This is a genomic window from Actinospongiicola halichondriae (assembly GCF_049103745.1).
Lineage (GTDB): Bacteria > Actinomycetota > Acidimicrobiia > Acidimicrobiales > Salinilacustritrichaceae > Salinilacustrithrix > Salinilacustrithrix halichondriae.
The window spans coordinates 2,185,669-2,208,259 of sequence record NZ_CP171622.1 but is presented as its reverse complement, the minus strand read 5'-3'; the positions used below and the strand labels follow the sequence as shown (position 1 = coordinate 2,208,259).

26 protein-coding genes are annotated in these 22,591 nt (G+C 61.5%); 6 read left to right on the top strand and 20 right to left on the bottom strand.

The features are described from left to right. Positions 1–19: 19 nt before the first annotated feature. The 13 genes from AB8619_RS10935 to AB8619_RS10875 all read right to left on the bottom strand — a co-directional run bounded on the left by AB8619_RS10935 (position 20) and on the right by AB8619_RS10875 (position 11,561). The gene (locus AB8619_RS10935) at positions 20–2,263 is read right to left on the bottom strand and encodes a hypothetical protein (RefSeq protein ID WP_436792668.1); all 2,244 of its coding nucleotides are present in this window, start codon (positions 2,261–2,263) and stop codon (positions 20–22) included. Between the two features lie 2 nt (positions 2,264–2,265). Continuing rightward, positions 2,266–3,240, bottom strand: coding sequence for a hypothetical protein (locus AB8619_RS10930; protein ID WP_436792667.1), 975 nt, complete (start codon positions 3,238–3,240; stop codon positions 2,266–2,268). Then, positions 3,230–3,649 carry an HK97 gp10 family phage protein gene (locus AB8619_RS10925; RefSeq protein WP_436792666.1) on the bottom strand — a complete coding sequence of 140 codons (420 nt, stop codon included), beginning with the start codon at positions 3,647–3,649 and terminating at the stop codon, positions 3,230–3,232. The genes AB8619_RS10930 and AB8619_RS10925 overlap by 11 nt, the downstream gene beginning before the upstream one ends. A gap of 87 nt (positions 3,650–3,736) precedes the next feature. Beyond that, entirely contained in the window at positions 3,737–4,114 is a 378-nt protein-coding gene (locus AB8619_RS10920; protein ID WP_436792665.1) for a hypothetical protein, read from the bottom strand. A gap of 4 nt (positions 4,115–4,118) precedes the next feature. After that, a complete protein-coding gene (locus AB8619_RS10915) occupies positions 4,119–4,547 on the bottom strand; it encodes a hypothetical protein (RefSeq protein WP_436792664.1) in 429 nt (142 codons plus the stop codon). An 11-nt stretch (positions 4,548–4,558) separates the two neighbouring features. Continuing rightward, the gene (locus AB8619_RS10910) at positions 4,559–4,948 is read right to left on the bottom strand and encodes a hypothetical protein (RefSeq protein WP_436792663.1); all 390 of its coding nucleotides are present in this window, start codon (positions 4,946–4,948) and stop codon (positions 4,559–4,561) included. Between the two features lie 11 nt (positions 4,949–4,959). After that, positions 4,960–5,547: a phage gp6-like head-tail connector protein gene (locus AB8619_RS10905; protein ID WP_436792662.1), complete on the bottom strand. Its 588-nt coding sequence runs from the start codon at positions 5,545–5,547 to the stop codon at positions 4,960–4,962. Between the two features lie 47 nt (positions 5,548–5,594). Continuing rightward, the gene (locus tag AB8619_RS10900; RefSeq protein ID WP_436792661.1) at positions 5,595–6,737 is read right to left on the bottom strand and encodes a phage major capsid protein; all 1,143 of its coding nucleotides are present in this window, start codon (positions 6,735–6,737) and stop codon (positions 5,595–5,597) included. 33 nt (positions 6,738–6,770) lie between these two features. Continuing rightward, on the bottom strand, positions 6,771–7,319 hold the full coding sequence (locus tag AB8619_RS10895) for an HK97 family phage prohead protease (protein ID WP_436792660.1): 549 nt from the start codon (positions 7,317–7,319) through the stop codon (positions 6,771–6,773). Beyond that, entirely contained in the window at positions 7,312–8,430 is a 1,119-nt protein-coding gene (locus AB8619_RS10890; RefSeq protein ID WP_436796374.1) for a phage portal protein, read from the bottom strand. Before AB8619_RS10890 ends, AB8619_RS10895 begins: the two co-directional genes overlap by 8 nt. A 221-nt stretch (positions 8,431–8,651) precedes the next feature. Beyond that, complete coding sequence (locus tag AB8619_RS10885) at positions 8,652–10,067, bottom strand: terminase large subunit domain-containing protein (protein WP_436792659.1); 1,416 nt, start codon at positions 10,065–10,067, stop codon at positions 8,652–8,654. Continuing rightward, the gene (locus AB8619_RS10880; RefSeq protein WP_436792658.1) at positions 10,067–10,564 is read right to left on the bottom strand and encodes an HNH endonuclease signature motif containing protein; all 498 of its coding nucleotides are present in this window, start codon (positions 10,562–10,564) and stop codon (positions 10,067–10,069) included. The genes AB8619_RS10885 and AB8619_RS10880 overlap by 1 nt, the downstream gene beginning before the upstream one ends. A 331-nt stretch (positions 10,565–10,895) precedes the next feature. Then, entirely contained in the window at positions 10,896–11,561 is a 666-nt protein-coding gene (locus AB8619_RS10875) for an OB-fold nucleic acid binding domain-containing protein (RefSeq protein WP_436792657.1), read from the bottom strand. A 545-nt stretch (positions 11,562–12,106) separates the two neighbouring features. Here AB8619_RS10875 and AB8619_RS10870 point away from each other — a divergent pair. Next, positions 12,107–12,679 carry a hypothetical protein gene (locus AB8619_RS10870; protein WP_436792656.1) on the top strand — a complete coding sequence of 191 codons (573 nt, stop codon included), beginning with the start codon at positions 12,107–12,109 and terminating at the stop codon, positions 12,677–12,679. 40 nt (positions 12,680–12,719) lie between these two features. Here AB8619_RS10870 and AB8619_RS10865 read toward each other — a convergent pair whose 3' ends face one another. From AB8619_RS10865 to AB8619_RS10850, 4 genes are all read right to left on the bottom strand, one after another. Then, on the bottom strand, positions 12,720–12,977 hold the full coding sequence (locus AB8619_RS10865; RefSeq protein WP_436792655.1) for a hypothetical protein: 258 nt from the start codon (positions 12,975–12,977) through the stop codon (positions 12,720–12,722). Positions 12,978–13,138: 161 nt separating this feature from the next. Then, positions 13,139–13,756: a hypothetical protein gene (locus AB8619_RS10860; RefSeq protein ID WP_436792654.1), complete on the bottom strand. Its 618-nt coding sequence runs from the start codon at positions 13,754–13,756 to the stop codon at positions 13,139–13,141. Then, positions 13,753–15,060 (bottom strand): hypothetical protein, encoded by a 1,308-nt coding sequence (locus AB8619_RS10855; protein ID WP_436792653.1) that lies wholly within the window; start codon positions 15,058–15,060, stop codon positions 13,753–13,755. The genes AB8619_RS10860 and AB8619_RS10855 overlap by 4 nt, the downstream gene beginning before the upstream one ends. After that, positions 15,060–15,797 carry an SAF domain-containing protein gene (locus AB8619_RS10850; RefSeq protein WP_436792652.1) on the bottom strand — a complete coding sequence of 246 codons (738 nt, stop codon included), beginning with the start codon at positions 15,795–15,797 and terminating at the stop codon, positions 15,060–15,062. The genes AB8619_RS10855 and AB8619_RS10850 overlap by 1 nt, the downstream gene beginning before the upstream one ends. A 172-nt stretch (positions 15,798–15,969) precedes the next feature. On the opposite strand from AB8619_RS10850, the gene AB8619_RS10845 reads away from it, so the two are divergent. Beyond that, on the top strand, positions 15,970–16,215 hold the full coding sequence (locus AB8619_RS10845) for a helix-turn-helix domain-containing protein (RefSeq protein ID WP_436792651.1): 246 nt from the start codon (positions 15,970–15,972) through the stop codon (positions 16,213–16,215). Between the two features lie 18 nt (positions 16,216–16,233). On the opposite strand, the gene AB8619_RS10840 is transcribed toward AB8619_RS10845, so the two are convergent. Then, positions 16,234–16,842: a hypothetical protein gene (locus tag AB8619_RS10840; RefSeq protein ID WP_436792650.1), complete on the bottom strand. Its 609-nt coding sequence runs from the start codon at positions 16,840–16,842 to the stop codon at positions 16,234–16,236. 43 nt (positions 16,843–16,885) lie between these two features. Between AB8619_RS10840 and AB8619_RS10835 the strand changes: the two genes are divergently transcribed. From AB8619_RS10835 to era, 4 genes are read left to right on the top strand one after another with little or no spacing between them, the layout of a single operon-like run. Next, positions 16,886–17,845, top strand: a complete 960-nt coding sequence (locus tag AB8619_RS10835; RefSeq protein ID WP_436792649.1) for a PhoH family protein — start codon at positions 16,886–16,888, stop codon at positions 17,843–17,845. Next, positions 17,842–18,384: an rRNA maturation RNase YbeY gene (gene ybeY / locus AB8619_RS10830; RefSeq protein WP_436792648.1), complete on the top strand. Its 543-nt coding sequence runs from the start codon at positions 17,842–17,844 to the stop codon at positions 18,382–18,384. The genes AB8619_RS10835 and ybeY overlap by 4 nt, the downstream gene beginning before the upstream one ends. Before the next feature lie 5 nt (positions 18,385–18,389). Next, a complete protein-coding gene (locus AB8619_RS10825; protein WP_436792647.1) occupies positions 18,390–19,649 on the top strand; it encodes a hemolysin family protein in 1,260 nt (419 codons plus the stop codon). Next, a complete protein-coding gene (gene era, locus AB8619_RS10820) occupies positions 19,646–20,482 on the top strand; it encodes a GTPase Era (protein WP_436792646.1) in 837 nt (278 codons plus the stop codon). The genes AB8619_RS10825 and era overlap by 4 nt, the downstream gene beginning before the upstream one ends. Here the strand turns inward: era and AB8619_RS10815 are convergent. Both AB8619_RS10815 and AB8619_RS10810 read right to left on the bottom strand, forming a co-directional pair. Continuing rightward, a complete protein-coding gene (locus AB8619_RS10815) occupies positions 20,479–20,766 on the bottom strand; it encodes a hypothetical protein (RefSeq protein ID WP_436792645.1) in 288 nt (95 codons plus the stop codon). The genes era and AB8619_RS10815 overlap by 4 nt on opposite strands. A gap of 81 nt (positions 20,767–20,847) precedes the next feature. Beyond that, entirely contained in the window at positions 20,848–22,581 is a 1,734-nt protein-coding gene (locus tag AB8619_RS10810) for an N-acyl-D-amino-acid deacylase family protein (protein WP_436792644.1), read from the bottom strand. Positions 22,582–22,591: the final 10 nt, after the last annotated feature.

Below are 22,591 nucleotides of genomic sequence, written 5' to 3'. Positions count from 1 at the left end.
AATAGAATAGAAAGCGTTGCTAGTAGAGAACGTTGGTCTGAAGGAATCCGGCGGCATATTGGATGCCTGCTGAGAAGTCACAGATTGACGCCTTGACCACGATGTCTCCGGTAGGCGTCCCGCTGTGGGCGAAGTTCGATGCCAAGACCGCGAGATCAATCGCTGTGTCCACGTAGGCGAACACAGGCGTAGAGTCGGTCCAAGTACTCCCGCCATCCAGGGAGACGTTGATGGTGACGTAGCCTCCCGCAGTGGCACCAGGATCTTCGATGTATCCAGAGACCCATGCCTGAACTGTCACGTCTACGCCAGGGTTGGAGATGGTGACTTCCTCTGTTCCCCATTGGACAGCAGAAGCGTTCGATGGCGTTGTGTCGGAGAGAGTCGTTGAATCGGTAAGAACGTTCGTCATTGGGTATTCCTTTAGGTTCGTTAGTTCATAAGTGGTCAACCAATCGTTTGCGGTTGCTGTGATGTCGTGAGAGATGCCGGTGATGATGAGGTCTCTTGAGATTGGGTCTTGTCCTGGCAGGGGAGACATGAACAGTCGGACCTGACTGCCAACGTCAAGGTTGAGGCAGGCGTTGGTGGCGTCGTCTGAGGCTCTGGCGTTCACCGTCAGCTGTCGGACGTTCACGTCGTTCAGGGACGGCTCACGTAGGAACCTCCTGCCGAGAGTCTTGGCCCTGTCGATGTCCGCTATCTCTGTCTCGATGGTGAACGTCTTGTCACCGTTGCTGCCGTCAGTGACTACGAACGTCTCTGGCAGGAAGGTTCGTTTGACAACAACTCGATTGATGAGCTTGTCGGCACCTACCTCCAGGCGTAGGTCTTGGTATCCGATCCCAGGCTCAGAGTCAGTGTCAGAGAAGGTGGCCTCGATGGTTGCGCCATCGTGAATCAGCGTGATCTGTCCCTCTGCCGTCGTACCAAGCCTGCCGCCATCGGAGTTGGCAACCAGTTCCAGGTAGTCAGAGACGATGGTGTCGAAGCCGAACGCTCCACCTAAGAGGGTGACGTTGGATCTGACGCCGTAGTCATCGAGCCACCAACCATCACTGACGTTGTGATCGTCGTCCAACAGGTCTTGGACGAACTCCATACGCTCAGACACGCTCTGGTTCTCCAGACCCTCAAACGCTGCCGTAGCTGTGTTGGATGAGATGGAGACGTAGGAAGGGATCTGGAAGATTGCTGCTCCCGCATAGGACCAAGGTGGCGATTCGTGAACGTTGGTGCCTGTGTAGGAGCCAATGCTGATCTCGTTGATGTCCGTCATGGAGTTGACGAACGGACGGCTGACGAACGCGCCGTTGAAGGTTGAACCGAGGTCTACCCTGCAAGACACGGTGTTGAAGTCGCCATGCATCCCGATGTAGACGATGTGCGGTTGGTTGTCGTTTGGGATGTAGCGATTGATCGTGGTCAGAGACCCTGTGTTGTGCTGTGCCCGGATCTCTCCTGTCTGCATGGCGTAGAAGGTGACGAAGTTGGAGCCGTCAGAGACCTGGAGAAGTTGGAAGTTGCGCGCCGTGCCTCCCGGTAGTCCTGGCATCTTCACCAGGACGAAGAACGCCAATCTGTCGGTGTCGCTCGTCAGGGTGAAGTCCTCAACCTGCATCCCGCCGAAGGAAACGGTCTGTTGCCCCGTGTGACCTACGTAGGGCTGGAACTCTCCGCTGCCGGTACTGACCAACCTTGGAGCGTTGGAGCTGGCCTCCAGTTCAGCTGTCAGGCCTCCGTAGATGTCCTCTGCCGTGTCTGAATAGCGTTCGTTCAGTGGCCAGTAGTGGCTGTCGGTGGCAGCGGCATGGGAGAAGTGTTCTTGGATCTGGAGGTAGTACGGAGAGGTACCGAACTCCATCTCTCCCAATGCAGAAACGATGTCAACACACTCGATGGTGACGGTGGAGTGATTCAGGGTTGATGTCCAGGCAGGGATGACACGATCGACCAAGCCACAGAAGATGGTTGGTTCGTTGGCATCGGCATCTGTTGCCGTCAGGCGTATCGGAGTGTTGGTTCGTAGCTGACCGACGTAGGGGGACTCTCCGTTGAGAGGATTCAGTTCTCCGTCTGGGTCGTTCAGGACGATGGTTGCCGTGGCTGGAGAGCGCTTCAGTGAGCGTGAGTCGTAGCCACGATCCACCTTGGCCGAGACCACTTGGCCAGAGAAGTCCTCCCATGAGGTACCTGTCTCGATGTCGTAGGAGAGACCTTCGCCCAGGGCGATCTCGAGCGTGAGAGGTATGGCGGCAGTCATGGCTACCTACCGCCCAGGCGTGCATAGTCACGATCGTTGGCACGAACCACCTGGGCCAACGTCTTGCCGTCTACCTCCAAGCGGATGATCTGGGTACCGCCACTCATGCCGTTGCTGGCCTGAGAGTTTCTGACGATCCGTTCTCCAGCGTGAGCCATCACCAGCTGTGGTGATCCAGGCATCCCTTGGACGATCCCGCCGATGGCGAAGGTCGGTATCTGCGGCATGGAGAAGCCCTTGCCACCAAGCCCAGGTACCCAGCCAGGGATCGTGAACGAGAGCCTGCCAACGGTGTTGTTCCAGATTCCGGCAACAGCGTTGAAGGCTGTCTTGAATGGCCAGAGCAGAGCGTCTCTCAGTGGCTCTGCAACGTGTGTGTTGACCCAGTTGGCGACACCACCAAGCCAATCGAAAATCTTGGACATGAAGTCCCATGCCGTCTTGCCGGCCTTGACGATCCCGTCCCAGGCGGCAGAGGCAACGCGCTTCACGTCATCGAAGCCGACACCAAGAGCCGCCAGGATGCCGATGACGGCAACGACTCCAGCGATGGCCCAGGCCACTGGACCGAGACCGACGATCCAGGCAGCGGCCATCTTCGCTCCGTTGACCGTGGAGGTCCATCCCATCTTCGCCCAGCCAGCGACTGTCGAGCCTGCGGACTTGGCAAAGTCAACGCCGAAGTTGGCGACACCTGACGCGAGGTCTCCAACTCCCATGCCAAGGGTGAGTAGGCGATCTTCCAGAGAAAGGCTGTCGTCTGTAAGGCCTCTGAAGCTGTCTGAGACGCCAGTGATGGTGTCCCTGAAGCCCATTGCTCTCGTGTCAACGGTGTCTGCGGCATCACCGACTCTGGCGAAGCCGTCGTCAGCTTCCTTGCCCATGGCCTTGGCTGACTTGCCAACCTTGTCGAAGGAGCGCTCTAGGTCTTGGCTGTCGCCAGCGAAGGTCAGTGTGACTTGGTTCTTATTGGCCATTGTCCACCGCCACTCCAGCGGACTGAGCGACCTTGACTAGCTCCCGCTGCATGATCTGGGTGAACTCGTCACGGTTGGCGAAGAAGGCCTTGTAGATGTACCTGCCGTCCTTCAGATACGAACGCTTGATCCCTCTGGACTGACCGACTCTCCCGCCGAAGTCCAGCCATGGGTAGTAGGGAGCGCGCTTACCGCCACCTCTGATCCGGGCCTTGGTCTGTGTGGAGGCTGACTTCACTGACGCTCTGGCCTTGCCTGAGCGCTTAGGGATCTTGGCCCTGGCCTCATCTGTCACGATGTCAGCGGCAGCGTTGAAGGACAGTCGGACAGCCTTGGCTAAGTCCCTGTCCATCTCTTTGAGGTTCTTGGTGAAGGCCTTTAGGCCTTCGATCTTCACTTCTGCTGCCACTTCTGCTCCTGTAGCTCCTGTCGTTGTGCCTTCCTGCCGTAGAACACCGTCCAGCTGAGAAACTCAGCGTTGGACATTGCTCCGATCTCACTGACTGTCTTGCCGAGCTTCTCTGCCAGGACGAAAGGAGAACTCCAGGTCAGGGTCGTCGTCCATGGCGTCGTAGACCTGTCTGTCGCTCCCTTCCTTCATGCCGGATAGCTCTGCTATCGCATCGGTGACAGGTTCAATCTCTGTGGCTGGCGATGCCTCCTGCCACTGCCTTGCCTCTCCCTCTGTCAGCACAGGGTCAATGAGAGCCATCGAGAGCATCTTCCTCTCGATGAGGGACGCGTCAGAGGCTCCGATCTTCTGTATCTGCATGACTTCTGCCCTGGAGAGACCACGAACGGTGAAGTCACCGAGGCCAGGGATCGTGACAACCTTCTCTGGCAGTCTCGATTGAAAAAGAACGCTCTTATCCATCGTTCTAGGCAGACTGAGCGCTTGTGGTGACGGTGCCAGACAGCTGGAAGTCAGCTGACCAAGTGATGACGCCTGCTACCGGCATGGACTCTGAGTAGGTGGTGACGAGAGCGCTGCCTGACTTCTCTGGCAGTCCCTCTCCTGTCCCTGCCTCACGAATGATGAAGTCGTGAAGTTCGGCGTCCAGGCCATTGGCCTCGATCACGTCCTGTGGACCTGACGTACCGGCATCGAACTTGCCACCAACGGTGAACGTGCCGTCTGTGTGGCCAGCTACGTAGGTCTTGGCTGTCTGTCCGTAACAGGTCGTCTCTGACGTGTCCTGACTCCTGTTCCAATCCACGTTGTCTGAGTATTGGGATAGGTCGTATTCGGTTGGCGTTGCATCACTTGAGTAGAGGATGAACACCACGTTCTTTCCATGTGTTGGCATATTGGTTGCTCCTAGCTGTAAGCCGTAACTCTGAATAGTGCGGATAAGAGGTCTTGTCCTCCAACGGATATGACATCAAATTCAATTGTTTGAGAACATGCCGTTGAGTAGGCGTCTGGTGCAGCGCCAGGGACGGAATCAAGGGTTTCCTTCACTGGACCGATGAGCGTTGCCAGCTGATCCCTGGCGCTGCGGCTGTAGGCGTTGGATACGACGATCCAGACAGGGAGAACAGCCATGTCTGAGCCACGTTGGTAGGTCGTATCGAACTCCCAGGACTCTGGATAGCCAACGATGGCGGCAGGAGGGTTGACGTGATCTGCTGGATACGCAGTGACCCTTAAGCCGTTGATGGCTTCCAGTTGTGTTGCTAGTTGATCCATTACGTCGGACAAGACCATCTGACCCATTGCTACGCCACCGCCCAGACGCGCCGGTAGGGAGCGACGATGACTGCTACGTCAGGGTCGATCTTGTTCAGCAGACGTAGCTCGTTGCCCATCTCTGGAGAGCCAGCGATGCCGTAGGGAGACTGTCTCCTGGCGAAGAACCTCGATGCCTGGAGCAAGGTGGCGCTCTTGATGGCCTCTGGTACCGCTGTCCATCCCCAGGTGGCTGTTATCTGGACGATTGCTGGATAGTGAGAGCCTGAGATGGCTACGCCTTGGTATGGCCTGTTGTTGCCAACAGAGTTGTAGGGATACCAAGTCAGGTCGGAGTCAGGGTCAACTGTCGTCCCGTCTACCGTGATCGTTAGATCCGTCAGGTCAGCGATGTCGTCTGTGTTGACATGAGTTGTGCAATCCCAGGCTGAACGATGGCCCTTGTAGGTCCGTTGTTCCAGGTCGTCTGTCTTGCCGAATTGACGATTGCAGGCGTAGTCAATGGCACGGGACGCGGCATCTATCACTGTCGATAGTTCACCGTCGTCCTGAACGTCAGGAATCCTGAGATACTTCTTCAGGTCTGTGTTGGTGCAATATTGCGGGTTCCATGCCATTGACTACTTCCCTCCTTCTAGAAAAATAGAAACTCGTCTATGTGTCTCTAGATGCCCAGGACGGTGTAGGCGCTGGCGTTCTGGACGTTGGAGTCGGCACGATCCCAGATCGTGTACCTGACCTGACCAACGCTGGCTCCTGTGTAGGGATCAGCAATGATCGAAGGTGAGCCGATACGCCTGACTACGAAGCCTTCCTTGATGTCACCGAATACGCCCCAGTTGTCCACTGGAGTTGCCGTATTGGGTCCGTCAGAGAACGCTTGGTCAATCACGACAGGGAAGCCCAGCAACATGCCGCCAGGCAGTGTGCCGATGCCTGACGTGGCTTCTGGTTGCCACAAGGGACGGTTGTTGTCGTCAACCAACTTCCGAATCTCAGCGAGAGTGGCATCGTTGAACGCCCATACAGCGTTCTCCCGGTAGTCAGGGTCAACACTGTGGATGGCGTCAATCAGGTCTGAGTGAGTCAGATCGAAGGCCACTGACGTTGGGTCAGTGATGCCGACAGGCTCAGTGGTGCCAGCACCGTTGACGAAGTGTTCCGCTTGCTGTCTGGCGACCCTCTGACCGAGCTTGTTGGCGACAAGGCCGGCAATGTCGAACTCAGAGTCCTGTAGGAGCTCTACCGAGACCGCCAGGGGAGCGGCACCAGCACCAGGAGCCATGTACTTGAAGCTGCCTAGGGTGACTTCACCGAACACCATGTCAGCGCCACCAGAGGCAGAGCCGTTCTCAGCGACGATCTGACCTGCGTTGGCAGTGTCGTTGATCGTTGGGTAGGTGACGGGCCTGCCGTCTGCTGTATTGAAGGTGTCAACGTGGTTGGCGATGCCAGCGAACCGTGAGCGAACGTCCACCAGCTTTGAGCGGAACGTAGACGGGACGGTGTAGCCACCAGCGGAACCAGTTGTTGACTGAGCGCGCAACTCCATGAGGTCCGCGTTCTCTTTGCCGGTACGTAGGTAGTCATCGAAGGCGCGCTCCAGGTCGTCACCGTCGTTGGCCTTGCCGATGTTGAACGTCGGGAGACCGAGGCTCTCAGGCGTTGGATGCGAATACGCTGCCTGACGTGAGCGGATTTCCTCGCTCTTTCTGACGCTCTCTAGCTCTGTCTCTAGAGCTTCGTAGTCGGCAACTTCCTCGTCTGTCATTGAACGCTCGTCTGCACCATCAACGATGGCCTGCATTGAACTATGTATTTCTTCAAGTGTACGCATCGTCTAAATACGTCCTTTCATGTGTGATTGTCTTATTCGTATTGCCATAGTGGTGGCATTGATGGTGTGTTGCTCTCTGGTGAGAGAGACATCTGTTTGCGGATAGGCAGGGAAGGTCACTGGAGACACGTCTCTCAGTCCTGCTACCGCTGTGTGAACCCTTACGGAGTTGCCAGAACGGGATTCCATGTCCCATTGGCCTGGACGGAAGCCGAAGCTGGCTCCTGTCACGTCTCCACGTTCGATCAGTTCACGTAGGTCGTTGGCATAGCCTGTGTTGGGTAGGTCAACCTCAAAGACAAGACCCTTCTCATCTGTCGAGAGTCTCAGTGTCCCTGTCGATTGCCTGCCAAGTAGGAGCGATGAGTTGTGATCTATCAACGCTCTTACGTCTGTCTCTGTGTCCGCTAGAGCGCCGTCAAAGGCTCCAGGCGCTATGGCCTCATAGGTGCCGTTGCCAAGGCGTACAACGGTGTCGTAGACCGCTGCATGGCCAATGAGAGTGTTGTTGTCTAGCTCTGTTCGGCATTCGTAGATGGCGGTATCAGGCATCGTCATTGTCATTGGTGTCCTCCACAGCTGAGTAGGTCGGAAGTCGTAGAGCGTCTCCACCTTCAACGGGAGGAAGGTTGCGAACAGCTCTGGCTTCATTGAGGGTCAGGAATCCGTTGTTCACCTGATCCATCAAGAGCGTCAGTTCGTCTTGGAGGTTTGGTCTCTCCAGGCCTGCAAAGTCGTATTCAACGAATTGGCCTCTAGGCACCAATCGTGAGAGACGTTGTTCAATCCTGTTGGCCCAGGGTGAGAGCGTGTGGCGGCCTAGCGCTCTGTGCTGTTCCTCGATGCCTGTTCCCCAGGAGGTCTGTTTCTCCGTCTGCATCAGCAGATGTGGTGGCGTGCCGAACCAGCGCGCTACTTCCTCCACCTGGAAGGACCGAGACTGGAGGAACTGAGCGTCCTCTGCCGACAGGGAGAAGGACGAGAACTTGAGCCGTCTATTGACGACACGAATGGTGTTGGCGTTCTGGACGCCATGCATCTTGAGGTTGATGTCCTCTTGGATCTGACGGGCTTCCTCTGCCGGTAGATCATCTTCTGGAGTGACCATTCCTGAGACGAGAGCGCCAGAGTTGAACAGCGTCTCTGCCAGCTTCTCTCCTGCCAGCGAGGTCGTGAGGCTCTCCCTGGCCACCTTGATGGGGGACAGGCCACGTATGCCGTCTGTGGAGAGCGCCGGTATGTGTGTCAGCTCATGGGTCGTGAGACGGACTGTCTTGCCGTCATCGAGAGCAACGACAAAGACCTTGCGTTCAGGAGCTGCGGAATCTTCCTCGATGGAGACACCGAGCGGATGAAGCGGCAGTAGGCCGATGATGACGCCAGCCTGATTCCGTAGGTGCAGGAGGTAGGCGTTGCCATGTAGGAGCAGGTGCAGCAGGACTGTCTCTGACCACTCATACGAGGTCTGACCGTTGCCGACACCAACGCCAGATGGATTGTCCAGAAGGCTTGGCACAGGCGTCTTGATGCCGTTGGAGTCCTTCCGGTACGTCTTGACCGGCAAGGCAGCGACAGTCCCTGAGATGAGCGCTACAGCGCGCCATACGGCAGACAGGCCTAGGGCTGACCGTTCATTGACAATCAAACCGCCATTAGGCGGCATCGTCGTAAACAGATCGTCAATCGTTAGCGCTGACCTGTTGCTAGTGGTAGGTGTCTCGTCAGTTGTTGTTAAGAGTGTCTCGTCATCTTTCGATAAACGAGGAAATAGAATATTTCGCAAGTTAGAACATCCTCTAGCGCTAGATAATGCTGCGTCTAGAAGATGTAGTAAGGGTCCAAGACCTATAACTCACAAAATAAAAACAAAAAGACTGTATCTATCTAAGCAACGACCAATTCGTACGATGGCTTCACAGGCCTGGACGCTCTGAGGTAGGCCAGGACTGCCGCCACCGCTAGGTCGATCTTGGCTGGACTCATCCTGTCTGGCTTGGTGATGTAGTCACCGACAGGAGATGACTTGGTGATGGCGTTCGCCAGATGCCTGGAGAGTCGTTCGTCTCCGTCGTGAGTGATGCGTCCCTCCATGACAGCGGCATAGAAGGTCGTACAGGCAGGAGCCATCCTCTGACGAGAGTTGGTGGCGAACTCGATCACCCGTCCAGGCCATTGGATCTGCCACTCCTGAATCTCTCGCTCCCAGTACGGAGGGTCACAGATCAGTTCACGAACGTCGAAGTGATCGAAGGCGTCTGAGACAGCTTCCTCAACCTCGTCCCGCGGGACTCTCCATCCCTTCACGCCTGGGTTCTCCCAGCATCCCAGGACCGATATGAAGCCATCTGCTGTGGCTGCCACCAGAGCCGTTGAGTCACCAGAGTAAGAGCCATCGAAGCCAATCCAGATGGCATCTCCTGGCTTCAGGTGCCGTGTCTCGTCTGTCCGGTCTGACCAAGCGCCATAGGGGAGCCATGCCTCATCTGTCGCTGTCCACTGACCCAGACGGAACCTGCGGAACTCATGCTCAGGTAGGCGTTCGTGATCCAGCTTCATGGCCTCCCCGAAGCTGTCTGAGTAGGCAGGGTTGGCGATCTCCCAGGTGGAGCAGTCATCAACGTCTGAGCCAGGTGGAGCCTCATGGATGACGGAGTACGTATCGCTCGTCTCAGGGTCTGCCGTCTGTGCCTGTAGGTAGAGGTCGTGAGCTACAGAGGTCAGGTCGTAGCCAGGGGTCGTGATGCCGAACAGGAGCGCGTCGTCTCTGGCGGCACCTGCCATTGCCATGCCGTACCAGACCTGCTCTTTCAGCAGGTGCAACTCATCGGCAATGACGAGATGAGGGTTGATGCCTTGTGTGGCTTCGTAGCGTCCAGGTCGAACCTCGAAGAACGATCCGTTGGCGGGATTCTCGATGCCGGCCTTGGAGACGTAGAGAGCATTCCTGGCTAGCTCTGAGCCAGTGATGAGGCTCCGTAGCTCTCTGACGAGAACAGAGTTGAGGTTTCGCTCAGAGTCGGAGATCCCGTAGATGTGGCGTCCTGGCAGCAGGATCAACTCAGTCAGGACCAAGGCTGCCGCTAGGAGCGTCTTGCCGTTCTTGCGTGGCACCTGGACATAGGCAGTCCTAGGTCTTTCCTGGCCTCCCAGGTCTGCAATTACCTGTTTCTGCCAGTCATACAGCTCAATTCCAAAGACATCTGACATGACTTGGCATCGAGCGACAGCAAGATCATCGTCATAGTCATCCCTGTCAAGAACGACAGAAGCCTTCGTCTTAGGTCCAGCCTTCAGTGCCACTAGTCATCTTCCTCATCTTGTGAGAGGAAAAAATTGAGTGACGGCGGGTTGTCAGGCTCAGGGTCACGAACTTTTGCGGGAGCTTTCTTGCGGATTCCGAACACATCGAGAGTCCCGGCTCTGTAGTGACGCGCATAACAGGTTTTGCAGAAGCCACGTCCACCGTTCTGCGGATTCTCACAGTCCTTGGTGATGCAGGTTGGTTTCCTTGGACCCTTTCTGGAGTTGCAGGAGCGACAGAGAAACTGGATGTTGGTGTAGGCGTTGGTGCCGAAGCCGCCAGCCAGAGGGATGATGTGGTCTTTGGTGTCGGCATCGTTGGGACAGCCAGGGGTCTGGCATGGGCCTACGGGTCTTATCCGTCTGTACTTGCGTTGGTTGTACTTACGTCTGTTTGGGTTGTTGGTGACTCGTCGTGACTCATGGAGTTGTTGACAGTTGCGGCACCTGGGACCATCACTGGCATAGAGGTTTGTGCAGTCAAGGCAGACCTTCATCGGAGCATTGCTCCATTGGTCCGTCCCTCTGGACTGTTGATGCGTCTTAGGTTGTCCTCAATCCCTGTCAGTCGTAGCTGAATGGACAGCAGGATTGCTCCTACGTCGTCTAAGCGGGAGAGAACTTCCTCTAGGTCATTTGTGTTGTCTGATTCGTTTGGTTCGATGCTCATAGTTAGTTGCTCTAGTAAGAGCCAGTGAGCCGAAGTCCACGAAATAAACTAAAAAACCCCTACCCAGGTCTGGATACCTGAATAGGGGAGATTCTGTTTTGTGTGCAAGAGGTTGGGAGGGTTGAGACGGACTCAACCTCACGCCTGAACCCTCCCGATTATGCGGCTCTACCTACTGAGAGCCAGCGAATGTCTATGAACCACTCTCCGTCATCGTCCCGTAGCAACTTGCCTCTCAGGTGAACGTCTCTGCCTACCCTCCTGGCCTCCAACATTTCTAAGGTATGAGATGGCGTTCTTGCGTAGGACGCAAACGCTTTGATGGTTCGATCTTGTGGCATTGGTATGGCGCGAGGTACATCGGCATTGGGTTGCAGGCCTGTCTTGATGTTGGTGCCGTCTGGATGCCATTCGTGATCTAGAGCTACGGAGAAGGTGACGCCATCGTCTTGATGTTCGTGATTCGTTACGACGGTGCCTGAGTAGGTCTGTAGACGGTTCAGGATGTCAAAGACCTTCTCCATGTCGTATCCGGCAGTAGTGGATTTGCGGCTCTTGGCAATGTCTGCCTTGGTTTTAATTTTGTTGATGATGAGTTGCGGCTCACCCTTCCTACCTGTCTCTACGTATCCGGCAACCTCGATCGTTTCGCCAGACTTGGCATCTGCCAGCTTCTCTACGACGGTGTGCGTATGGCTACCTGTAAAGAGCACTATCTCTAGGTTTCCTTCGGTGTCGGCAATGGTGCCGAAGATCACTTTTTCTCTGACGACGGGATTACGGGTCAGTTCTCCCTTGACGGTTCTGTAGGTCTTGGTCGGCATTGGAAGCCTCCTATTTAGGTTGAGTCAGGATTGAGGGATTTACTGCCTCCCTCAGAAGATGTAGTAAGACCATTGGCACCTAATCCACGAAATAGATGGTGTGACATTTGTCACATGGACAACAGGTCAGACCTGTGGGTTTCGATCGGTGGAGAACCGTATTGAGTCTGTGTCCATCATTCGGGACGTTCGGTTTTTGTTTAAGAGAGCGTTTGTGCCAGGAGGCAAAACGCAGAGATGGTTAGGTCAGGAGCCTGGAACGCCAAACCTTCTCTTTAGGCGCGTAGCTTTGCGTAGCGCCCAAACCATCAACCACCATCACCTATGCCGATGTCACCAATGCCAACGGGTCTGGCCTCGAATCGGCAGGTCCAACCAGGGTCGCTCCCATAAGGGTCGCTAGGCGGTAGGTCGCTGCCGCTCCAACTACCGCTATAGGTACTAGTAGGCGGATTTCGAGCTACTCCACATTATTTCTTCCTGTGACATGTGACACATCACGACCTTTCCGATGCCAAGAACGAAATTGGCGTAGCGTCCAGGCCATGACTACAGATGCAGATGCCAAGGCCGTTCAGAACTATCTGACCTACCTGCGTGACCCTTCAGCCCTGATTGATGAGGTAGCGATCAAGGCTGCTGAGGAAGCTGTCACCAAGGCTCAGGACTCTGGAGACGTTCTGGCAGAAGCCAAGGCCAGAGCAGAACGTGAAGCTGCCTCCAAGGTCGATGCATCTGACTTCCGGTCAGCCTTCATCAAGTCCGTCAAGGCCTGGTCCGATGCGAACAAGGTCAGCGCTCAGGTCTTGTCTGACATGGGTGTAGATGCCGCTGTGTTGCGCGATGCCGGATTCGATGACGTGCCATCGAGCAAGGGTCGCCAGAAGCGCTCCAGTGGCTCCAGAACGCGCGTTAGCTCCGATGACGTGAAGGCTCACGTTCTAGGCCTCTCGGATGCGTTCACCCTGAAGGCCGTTGCCGATCAGACAGGCGCGTCAGCGCAGACCGTTCGTAAGGTCGTTGAGGATCTTGTAGACGACGGCAAGGCCACCAAGGGAGACGATCCCGACCATCAAGGCCGAGGTCGTGCGCCCAAGCTCTACAAGGTGACCAAGTAGAAGCCGTCAGTCACGATGCTCAGCTGACCTGCCACTCGTCCTAAGTGGCGGTGATGTACCAGCCGTATGCATCGGCAGTGACCTTGTAGCGCCACTCATTGGCGTAGAGCCCGACCATCCTGACCTTCCCAGATTGCAAGAGGTCTTTGAACTGCTCTGCGTGAACTCGATCAGCGAACTCAAGAACCTTGAGGGGGATACGTGAATTCTTCATTGTGAGGATCTCCTGGTGTTTGTCTCCCCCACGGAACCAAACGGATCGGATGAAACTGCTTATGTACTGACACTCCAGCGGCACCTGCTCAACTGTGGGACATCATCCTTTCTTCAGCAGTTGCGTTGCCATCGGGTGGTCGCTGTGGTGACGAGAAACAGTCTTACACATGCCCTCAGACAGGAACTCCGACTTCCGTCCGTGAACGGCGGCACAGGCGCTAGCTACAGCTAGCGGTACGCCCATCACCAGTTCCGGTCAGGGCCGTCCTGCCGCTGCGTAGGCCATGGCCGTAGAAGTACCAAAAGAAGATCGACCCCGGTGAACTTCCGGATGTTGACCATGACGTGACCGCCGCGTGCCACGTCGCCGTGGACGATGTGGAGACGGGCGCCGTTGTCGAGTTGGGCGTCCTGGAGCCCCTCGGTGGGGTCGAGCTTGCGGTGGGCGCCGGTCGCGTCGTCGAGGATCTTGGTCAGCGTCCGCACCACGTGTTCGTCGTCGTGGAAGACCTCGTCGTGATACCCGGAGGCGCCTTCGTGGCGCTTCACGAAGATCGCGTCCGGCGCGTTGACCATGATCTCCCAGACGTCGTCGTCGGCGAGCAGCGACTCGAGCGGTCCGTAGCCGACGAGGTTCCGGTAGGCGCGCTCGACGATGAGGTCGGGGTCGGCCAGGTCGTGCGACCGGAGCCCACGCCGGAAGTCACCGGCCCACCGACCGACCTCCTCGTCCACGAGCGTGCGCATCCGGGCCTTGGCATCGGCGTCGTCGAGATCGAGACGGATCTGCTTGGCGCGGTCGAGTACCGCCTGCTCGACGACCTGGAGCGGCGTGACGTCGGGGGTCTCGGTCTCGCTCATCCGGCCGCCTCCTCGTCCCACTCGCCCAACGACCCGACCGGGATCGGTTGTGGCGTGCCCGCGGTAGGCACCGCCGACGGACGTGTGTCGAGCGCCGCGAGGCGGGAGCGGACCGCGTCGGTGACCGGTTCGACGACAGCGGACGGGAGCAGGGTCACGTCGCGTACGACCTCGTCGAGGTGCCTGCGCTCGGGGACGAAGACCGGACTGAGCAGCGTCACTCCTGGGTGCGACGCGAGCAGGAGTTCGGTGATGGTGCGCGCCGTCTCGGCTCGGCCCGCCCCCCGCCTCGACGAGCGGTTCACGACCATCACGATGCGGTCGGCCTCGACCCCTGTCGACAGACAGTCGCGGACCACCCGCAGCATCGAATGGACCCCTTTGGGGCCACCGACCCCCACGACGACGACCACGTCGGCGAGGGCCACGGTCGTCCGTGCGAGCAGGTTGCGGTCCTCGACGTCGGCCGATCCCGTCGCGTCCTCGCCCTCGAGATCGTCGTCGACATCGGCGACCACGACGGTGAAGGCGCGTCGGAGACCGTCGAGTGCTGCCTGCAACGCCCGCGGGCGGAGCGCCGTCCAGTCACGGTGCCGACGCAGGCCGAGCAGCAGTCGGTACCGACGGTCGACGATGTCGAACGTGAGCGACCGGACCTCGTCGGCCGCCGGAGCACCGGCCCGGTGGCTCTCCACCAGTTCGAGCACGCCCGGGATCACGTCGCGCGCGTCGTGCAGCATCGCCTGGTCTGCGTGGAGTGCCAGGTCGGCGAGCAGCACGGTGTCGCTGTGGGCGACGTCGGCGGCGAACCCCTGAGCGATCGCCGACGCGATGACCGAGCGCCCGGTTCCACCCGGACCGGTCACGGCGATGGTGGATGCACGGAACCCGGCGGCAGGCTCGTCGACCGTCGGTTGGCCGGGCAGGTCGTCGACGAGACCGATCGGCACCGCGTGTTCGGCCAAGGCTGCTTCGAGGGCGGTGCGGTCGAAGTTCGGGGGAAGCGTCGTCGCCGCCCCGACGGAACTCCAGTCGCGGCCGGTGTCGGCGGCGATGACGATCACCGCGCTCCCACGCTCGCGGGCGTGCTCGAGAAGGTCGCGGTCGACGCCGGGGAGCCCACCGTCGACGAGGAGGGCGGAGAAGGGTCGCCCGGAGTCGAGTCGACTGCGGACCTCGTCGGCGGAGACCGTCTTGACGAAGTCCATCGCCAGCGACCCCGAGGTCGCCCACCGTGCGACCTCGCTGAACCATGGCGCACGCGCCCGGGCGAGGCCGAGGGCGACGTAGCGCTCGCCGGCCATCAGCCCTCGTCCTCCCCGACGGTGCGGGCGCTCGAGCCCTCCAGCGGCCGGTACTCGCGGCCGACGTCCTCGCGTTCGGTCCCGATCGCCGACCGGATCATGGTGATGTCGCCGGCAGCCTGCGCGTGCACGATGGCCTCGACCTGCGAGAAGTCCGCGAGGGCCAGTCGGACGACGACCTGGTCGCTCCCGGTCGAGAGGACACCCGAGTCGCCGCTGAAGTCGAGGACGCGGGCGTCGACGGCGATCAGTTCGGTGACGTCGCCGCTCCAGGTCGAGAAGATGTCGACGCGTTCACCGGCCCGGAGGCCGCTCACCGCGCGGTTGCCCGGGAGCGAGACCGCGATCTCGAGGGCCTCGTCGCCGTCGACGGGCACCACCGTCGCGGATGCCTGGAGGAACTCGCCTTCGTCGACCGCTGCGACCATCTGTCGACCGGTGGCGGCCTGCGGGTCGCCGAAGAGCCCGCGCACTCCGTCGGGGAGTTCCACCGCCACGAGTTCGATGTCGGCGGCGGTGATGGTGTCGCCGACCCGCAGTGCTCGCGAAGCGATCAGGACGTCGATCGTGTCGTCGGCGGTGGCGTTGGCGTAGGCGACGAAGGTGCCGACGGCCGCGAGCGCCATGAGCAGTCCGCCCAGGACGGCCCGCCCAGAGGGGAGCCCGACGCGCCGTTCGACCCGCCGGTCCCGCCTCGCGCTGTTCTCCGTCGATTCCTGCCGCCATGCAGAACTCACAGTTCCTTCTTTCGCATCGACGGGACGGATTCCTGCGTGGACGGGTCCTGCCCCTGTCCCCGGTGTACCACGTGTCATGAGAAACATGGAAACACATCGAACAGCGTGAGAGTATGGCAGAAGTGTGGTCAGTCACGTAGGGTGAAGTTGCCACCACGGGCAGGAGGACCCCATGACCGGAACCGTCGATTGGCTCTCGACCGCAGATGCGGCGAAGTCGTTGGGCATCACGACCAGAACCCTGTATCGATTCATCAACCAGGGTGATCTGGCGGGCTATCGCTTCGGCCGGGTCATCCGCGTGAAGCGGGTCGACGTCGAGGCGTTCATCGAGCGGTCGCGCATCGAGCCCGGCACCCTCGACCACCTCTCGCCCGACACGAGCAGCGCTCCGGACGAGCCGGCCGACGCGTCGTGACCACGGGTCAGCGACCGCTCAGGGGTCGATGACCAGGATCGCGATCGCCGCCGTCGGCACCCAGACCGGTGTCGGGGGGTCGCCGTCGACGCGGACCCGGATCACGTCGGTGCCCGCGCTGCGGAGTTCGCCCCGGGCGGTCACGCCCGTGATCGTCCGCACCAGCACGTCGGGCCGCTCGGCCGCCACCGGCCCGAGCACCCCGTCGAGTTCGAGGTCGAGCAACGGCGGGCGATCGCCGCGCACGTCGACGCCGCCCGGTTCCGAGCGGACGACGTCGATCGACGCGGTCCGCACCAGCACCTGCTGGCCACGGACGGTCCGCATGGCCACGAAGTCGCCACCGATGCCGGCGAGGACCCCGCGCAATCGGTGTTCGCCGACGTCGACGACCACCGGACGGCCGTGCTCGGCCAGGTCGAGCAGGGTCCCGGCCAGGCTCGCCGACTCCTCCGACTGGATGCGCAGCCAACGGGAGCGGACACGGGCCTGCACCGCCTCGTCGACCGTCGCCTCGGCCGCCCAACGCGCCAGTGATCGGCCGAATGCGTCGTCCGCGCCGAGCACGCCGTCGCCGTCGGCGACCGGCCCGGTGCCCGAATGAGCTCCATCTCCGAAGCGATCCATCAGGCCCGACGGTAGGCTCCGAGCGATCGTGTCGGATACCCAAGTGCCAGATTCCCCGGTGCCCATCCAGGTCACCGTCAACGTCCCCGGGAACCACCTGATGGTCGGCTTGCTCGGCCACCGCGACCAGATCCTGCGACTGGTCGAGGAAGCGTTCCCGCGCACCGCCATCCACGTCCGGGGCACCGAGATCGCCATCAGCGGACCGAGTGCCGAAGCCGCGGCCCGCGTGTTCAGCGAACTCGTGCTCCTGGTCGCCGACGGGCAGGTGCTCGACACGCCGACGGTGCAGCGCTCCATCGACATGGTGCGCCACGACGAGAAGCCGTCGGAGTTGCTGGCGAGCGAGATCCTCCGCTCGGCGAAGGGCAACTCGGTCCGTCCCAAGACGCAGGGCCAGCGCCGGTACATCGAGGCCATCCGCGACAACGTCATCACCTTCGGCGTCGGCCCGGCCGGCACCGGCAAGTCGTGGCTCGCCGTCGCCATGGCCGTGCAGGCGCTCCAGCGAGACGAGGTCGAGCGGATCATCCTCACCCGTCCCGCGGTCGAGGCCGGCGAACGTCTCGGCTTCCTGCCCGGCGACCTCATGGCCAAGATCGACCCGTATCTGCGGCCGCTCTACGACGCTCTCTACGACATGGTCGATCCCGACGGGGCGCAACGCCTCCTCGAGCGCAACCTGGTCGAGGTCGCGCCCCTCGCCTTCATGCGGGGACGCACGCTGAACGCGAGCTTCATCATCCTGGACGAGGCGCAGAACGCCACGCCCGAGCAGATGAAGATGTTCCTGACCCGCATCGGTTTCGGGTCGAAGGTCGTCGTCACCGGCGACACGTCGCAGGTCGACGTGGCCGGCAACAAGTCCGGTCTGGCCGATCTCGAACAGATCCTCACCGGCATCGACAAGCTGTCGTGGGTCCATCTCAGTTCGCGCGACGTCGTGCGTCACCGGATCGTGCAGGACATCGTCAACGCCTACGACCGGGCGCCGTCGAAATGAGCAGTCCAGCGGGCGCGAAGCGAGCCAGTGTCTTCGGGGTCGACGAGCAGGACCAGGTCGCCATCGACGTCGGCCGGTGGGTCACGCTCGCCGAGCAGGTCCTCGACGACGCCAAGGTCCGGCCCGGCGCCGAGTTGAGCCTGCTGTTCGTCGACGAGGCCACCATGACCGACCTCAACGAGCGGCACATGGGGGCCAGCGGACCGACCGACGTCCTGGCGTTCCCGATCGACGACGACCCGATCGAGCAGGGTCGCTGGCCCGACAACGGCACCACCGGGCCCGACCGCCCGGCGCCGATGCCCGACGACTACCCGGTCCTGCTCGGCGACGTGGTCGTGTGCCCGACGCGGGCAGCGGCCCAGGCGCCCGAACACGCCGGGAGCCCGCACCACACCGGAACCGTCGACGACGAGATTGCACTCCTGGTGGTGCACGGGATCCTCCACGTCCTCGGCATGGATCACGCAGAGCCAGACGAGACCGAGGCGATGCAGGCGCGCGAGCGCGACCTGCTCGGCCGGTTCCACGTCACCTGACGACGATGACCATCGCTCTCACCGCCGGCGCGGTCCTGGTCCTCCTCGGTGTCATCGGGGTGTTCTCCGTGTGCGAGACGGTGCTCGTGCACCTCTCCGTCGCCCGTGCGACCACCATGGTCGACGAGGGCCAGACCCGGGCCGACACGCTGGTCGAGCTGCTGCACCGCCGCGAGGCCAACCTCGGCTCGGTGCTGGTCGCACGCCTGGCCGCGCAGGTCGGCGTCGTCGGCCTGGTCGTGGCGTTGGGTAGTGGACAGGAGCTGTCGCCCTCGGTGTGGCTGGCGGTCGCCGCCGCACTCGTGGTCATCCTCGGCGTGATCGAGGCACTGGCCAAGACGGTGGCGCTGGTCCGCACCGACGAGGTCGCGCTCCGCGTGTCGACCCTGCTCGGTGCGGTGGGTCGGATCCCGCTGCTCGGGCTGCTCGGCGCGGCGATGTCGTCGTTCGTCCGTCACCGCTCCGAGGGCATCGACGACACCGAGCGCCCACGGGTGTCGGAGGAGGAGTTGCTCGCCCTGGCCGAGGTCGCCGTCGAAGCCGAGGTCCTCGAGACCTCGGAGCACGCCCTCATCGAGTCGATCATCGAGTTCGGCGACACCATCGTGCGCGAGGTCATGGTCCCGCGACCCGACATGGTCACGGTCGAGTCGCCATGGGAGATCAGCGACGTGATGGAGGTCGTGATCCTCAACGGCTACAGCCGGATCCCCGTCATCGGCGAGAGCATCGACGACATCGTCGGCATCGCCTACGCCAAGGACCTCATGCGGGCCGAGCGCGATGGCAACGGCGACCACGCCGTCGGCGATCATCTTCGTCAGGCCCGGTTCGTCCCCGAGCAGCAACGGGTCTCGTCGCTGCTCCCCGAGATGCAGAGTGAGCAGTTCCACATGGCGATCGTGATCGACGAGTACGGCGGTGTCGCCGGACTGGTGACGCTCGAGGACCTGATCGAGGAACTGGTGGGCGAGATCGTCGACGAGTTCGACGTCGAGGACCCCATGGCCGAACCGCTGCCCGGGGGCGCCTACCGCGTCAACGCCCGCATGCCGCTCGACGAGGTCAACGACCTGCTCGGTGCCGACCTGCCCGAGGGCGACTGGGACACCGTCGGAGGTCTGGTGTTCGGCACGCTCGGTCACGTCCCGTTCGAGGGCGAGACCGTCGAACTCGGCACCCATCGGCTCACCGCAGCGCGGGTCCAGGGCCGTCGCATCGGCATGGTGCGCATCGACCGCGTGCTCGATCGGGAGAACGTATGAGATCTGGTTTCGTCACCTTCGTGGGGCGACCCAACGTGGGCAAGTCCACGCTGCTGAACAACATCCTGGGCGAGAAGGTCTCGATCGTCTCCGACAAGGTCCAGACCACGCGCAATCAGATCCGTGGCGTGCTCAACCGTCCCGACGCCCAGATCGTCTTCGTCGACACTCCGGGCATCCACAAGCCGGTGACCGCGCTCGGCGACCGGCTCAACGCCACCGCCAACGAGGCGATCGGCGGCGTCGACGTGGTCTGCTTCCTGATCGACGCCACCCAGCCCATCGGCCGCGGTGACCGCTTCGTGGCCGGACGGGTCCCCAAGGACGGGATCGTCGTCGTGAACAAGACCGACATCGCCAAGCCGGAGCAGGTGCTCGCGCAGTTGGGGACGGCGGGGGAGTTCGACGTGTCGGCCTACTTCGGCGTGTCCGCCAAGACCGGCGAGGGGGTCGACGAGTTGGTCGAGCACCTCGTGTCACGCCTGCCCGAGGGCCCGCAGTTCTATCCCGACGACATGATCACCGATCAGCCCGACGCGTTCTGGGTGGCCGAGCTCGTCCGCGAGCAGCTCCTGGCCGTCGCCAGGGACGAGCTGCCGCACTCGATCGCCACGCGAGTGACCGAACTCGAGTGGCCCTACATCCGGGTCGAGATCCTGGTCGAGCGCAACTCGCAGAAGGGGATCGTGATCGGCAAGAAGGGTGCGATCCTCAAGGAGGTCGGGACCCGGGTGCGGCGCCAGCTCAAGCCGGGCGCGTTCCTCGAGCTCCAGGTGAACGTGAAGAAGGACTGGCAGCGCCGCCCGTCCGATCTCGACGACCTGGGCTTCTAACCCTCGTCGGACCGCCGGCGGGTCAGCACCCCGTAGGCGAGCAGGCAGACCGTCAGCCCGATGGCCAGGTTCCGGCTCTGGCGTGCCCAGACGCTGGGGGAGAACGACTCGATCGTGCCGTTCTCGAACGCCAGGACGCACGATCCGCCATCGCTCGTCGAACCGATTGCGCTTCGGTCGTACATCAGGTTCGTGCAGTACTCGGTGTCGAAGGACGACCGCGCCAGCCCGAGCAGGACGATGACGGCCATCGCGCCGAAGACGAGGATGGCGATGCGCACCATCCGGTCGTCATCGGTGAGTCTCTGTTCGAGACGTGTCTGTTCTCGATGCCCCACGATCGGCTCCCCAGCAGAGCCGTCAGGTTACTGCGAGCGGACGAGTCGCCCCGGTCGGGCGTCGGTGAACGCGTCGTGGTCCCGGGTGATCTGTCCCGCCACGATCGTGTAGTCGTAGCCCGTCGCCTCCTGGATGAAGCGGGTGCCACCGGCGGGGAGGTCGGCGACCATGTGTGGCTCGCGCAGCGTCAGGTTGTCGTGGTCGATGACGTTGATGTCGGCGCGGAGCCCGACCTCGAGACGGCCCCGGTCGGGGAAGTCGAAGAGCGCTGCGGTGTCGGCGGTGAGCTTCTTGATGACCGTGGGGAGCGGGATCTGTGGACCCTGTGTCCGGTCGCGCGCCCAGTGGGTGAGCATCCACGTGGGTGTCGACGCGTCGCAGATCATGTTGCAGTGCGCCCCGCCGTCGGCCAGGCCGAGCACGGCAGACGGGTTGTTCAGCATCTCGTAGAGCGCTTCGCCGTTGCCGTAGCTGTAGTTGAGCAACATCATCATCACGATGGCCTGGCCGTCTCGCTCGAGCAGGCAGTCGTAGTACACCTCGAGTGGGTCGAGGCCGTTCGCCTCGGCGATGCCGGCGATCGAGTCCTCGTAGGCCGGCTCGTAGTCGACGGGGTCGCCGAGCGGGAAGCTCCGGTCCCAGGTGTCGAGCGCCTTGGCGATCTCGGGCATGTCCTTGCGGAGCGACTCGATCTGCGCCCGTGACTCGGCGATGAGCGCCGCTCGGAGCTCGGGGTCGCGCATGCGCTCGACCTGTTCGCTCACCGGCAGGTCGACGAGCGGCGCGAACGCCTGCGTGTCGAGGAACCGGTGGCGGGCGGTGAGGCCCATGAGCAGACCGAACGGTCGGCCGGCGACCTGGGCGGTGATGTCGTGCCCGGCGTCGCGGGCCTGGGTGATGAGCTCGAGGTGCTTGCGCCAGTCGTCGGGGACATCGTCGGTCTGGAGCATGAGGAAGGTGACGGGGACGCCGGCCTCGGCGGCGAGGCGACACATCCAGTCGACCTCGGTGTCGGGGGAGACGTGGTCGGGACCGGCGACGCCTGCGGGGGCGACCTCGAAGATGCCCTTGCCCGCCGCCTTCACCGCCCGGCCGAGCGCGAACAGTTCGTCCTCCGGCGCGTAGGTGCCGGGAACGGGCTCGCCGTCGAGGGCGCGGTGGGCGATCGTGCGGCTGGTCGAGAACCCCTTGGCCCCGGCCTCGATGGCTCGGGTGACGATCGTGGCCATCGACGCGATGTCGTCCTCGCTGGCGAGTTCGTTCTTCGCTCCCCGGTCGCCCATGACGTAGGCGCGGACGGGACCGTGCGCGATCATCGCCGCGATGTCGGCCGTGTAGCGGCCCTCGGCGAGCACGTCGAGGTACTCCTCGAAGCTCTCCCAGTTCCACGACATGCCCTCGGACAGTGCGGTGCCGGGGATGTCCTCGACGCCCTCCATCAACTCGATGAGGAACTGGTGGCGGTCGGGCTTGACGGGGGCGAAACCCACGCCGCAGTTGCCCATGACGATGGTGGTGACGCCGTGCGGTGTCGAGGGCGCCAGTTCGTCGTCCCACGTGGCCTGGCCGTCGTAGTGGGTGTGGACGTCGACGAACCCGGGCGTGACGATGCGGCCGGTGGCGTCGATCTCCTTCGTGCCCTCGCCGAGGCCGGGGCCGATCGCGGTGATGCGGTCGCCCTCCACGCCGACGTCGGCGACGTACGGCTCGCCGCCCGTCCCGTCGACCACCAGGCCGTTGCGGATCACCAGATCGAACACGTCAATACCC

Coding starts and splice junctions, on each gene's coding strand:
- AB8619_RS10935 (WP_436792668.1), bottom strand. CDS start 2,263: ATGACTGCCGCCATACCTCTCACGCTCGAGATCGCCCTGGGCGAAGGT.
- AB8619_RS10930 (WP_436792667.1), bottom strand. CDS start 3,240: ATGGCCAATAAGAACCAAGTCACACTGACCTTCGCTGGCGACAGCCAA.
- AB8619_RS10920 (WP_436792665.1), bottom strand. CDS start 4,114: ATGGATAAGAGCGTTCTTTTTCAATCGAGACTGCCAGAGAAGGTTGTC.
- AB8619_RS10915 (WP_436792664.1), bottom strand. CDS start 4,547: ATGCCAACACATGGAAAGAACGTGGTGTTCATCCTCTACTCAAGTGAT.
- AB8619_RS10910 (WP_436792663.1), bottom strand. CDS start 4,948: ATGGTCTTGTCCGACGTAATGGATCAACTAGCAACACAACTGGAAGCC.
- AB8619_RS10905 (WP_436792662.1), bottom strand. CDS start 5,547: ATGGCATGGAACCCGCAATATTGCACCAACACAGACCTGAAGAAGTAT.
- AB8619_RS10900 (WP_436792661.1), bottom strand. CDS start 6,737: ATGCAGGCCATCGTTGATGGTGCAGACGAGCGTTCAATGACAGACGAG.
- AB8619_RS10895 (WP_436792660.1), bottom strand. CDS start 7,319: ATGCCTGATACCGCCATCTACGAATGCCGAACAGAGCTAGACAACAAC.
- AB8619_RS10890 (WP_436796374.1), bottom strand. CDS start 8,430: ATGCCGCCTAATGGCGGTTTGATTGTCAATGAACGGTCAGCCCTAGGC.
- AB8619_RS10880 (WP_436792658.1), bottom strand. CDS start 10,564: ATGAAGGTCTGCCTTGACTGCACAAACCTCTATGCCAGTGATGGTCCC.
- AB8619_RS10875 (WP_436792657.1), bottom strand. CDS start 11,561: ATGCCGACCAAGACCTACAGAACCGTCAAGGGAGAACTGACCCGTAAT.
- AB8619_RS10870 (WP_436792656.1), top strand. CDS start 12,107: ATGACTACAGATGCAGATGCCAAGGCCGTTCAGAACTATCTGACCTAC.
- AB8619_RS10860 (WP_436792654.1), bottom strand. CDS start 13,756: ATGAGCGAGACCGAGACCCCCGACGTCACGCCGCTCCAGGTCGTCGAG.
- AB8619_RS10855 (WP_436792653.1), bottom strand. CDS start 15,060: ATGGCCGGCGAGCGCTACGTCGCCCTCGGCCTCGCCCGGGCGCGTGCG.
- AB8619_RS10845 (WP_436792651.1), top strand. CDS start 15,970: ATGACCGGAACCGTCGATTGGCTCTCGACCGCAGATGCGGCGAAGTCG.
- AB8619_RS10840 (WP_436792650.1), bottom strand. CDS start 16,842: ATGGATCGCTTCGGAGATGGAGCTCATTCGGGCACCGGGCCGGTCGCC.
- ybeY (WP_436792648.1), top strand. CDS start 17,842: ATGAGCAGTCCAGCGGGCGCGAAGCGAGCCAGTGTCTTCGGGGTCGAC.
- AB8619_RS10825 (WP_436792647.1), top strand. CDS start 18,390: ATGACCATCGCTCTCACCGCCGGCGCGGTCCTGGTCCTCCTCGGTGTC.
- era (WP_436792646.1), top strand. CDS start 19,646: ATGAGATCTGGTTTCGTCACCTTCGTGGGGCGACCCAACGTGGGCAAG.
- AB8619_RS10815 (WP_436792645.1), bottom strand. CDS start 20,766: ATGGTGCGCATCGCCATCCTCGTCTTCGGCGCGATGGCCGTCATCGTC.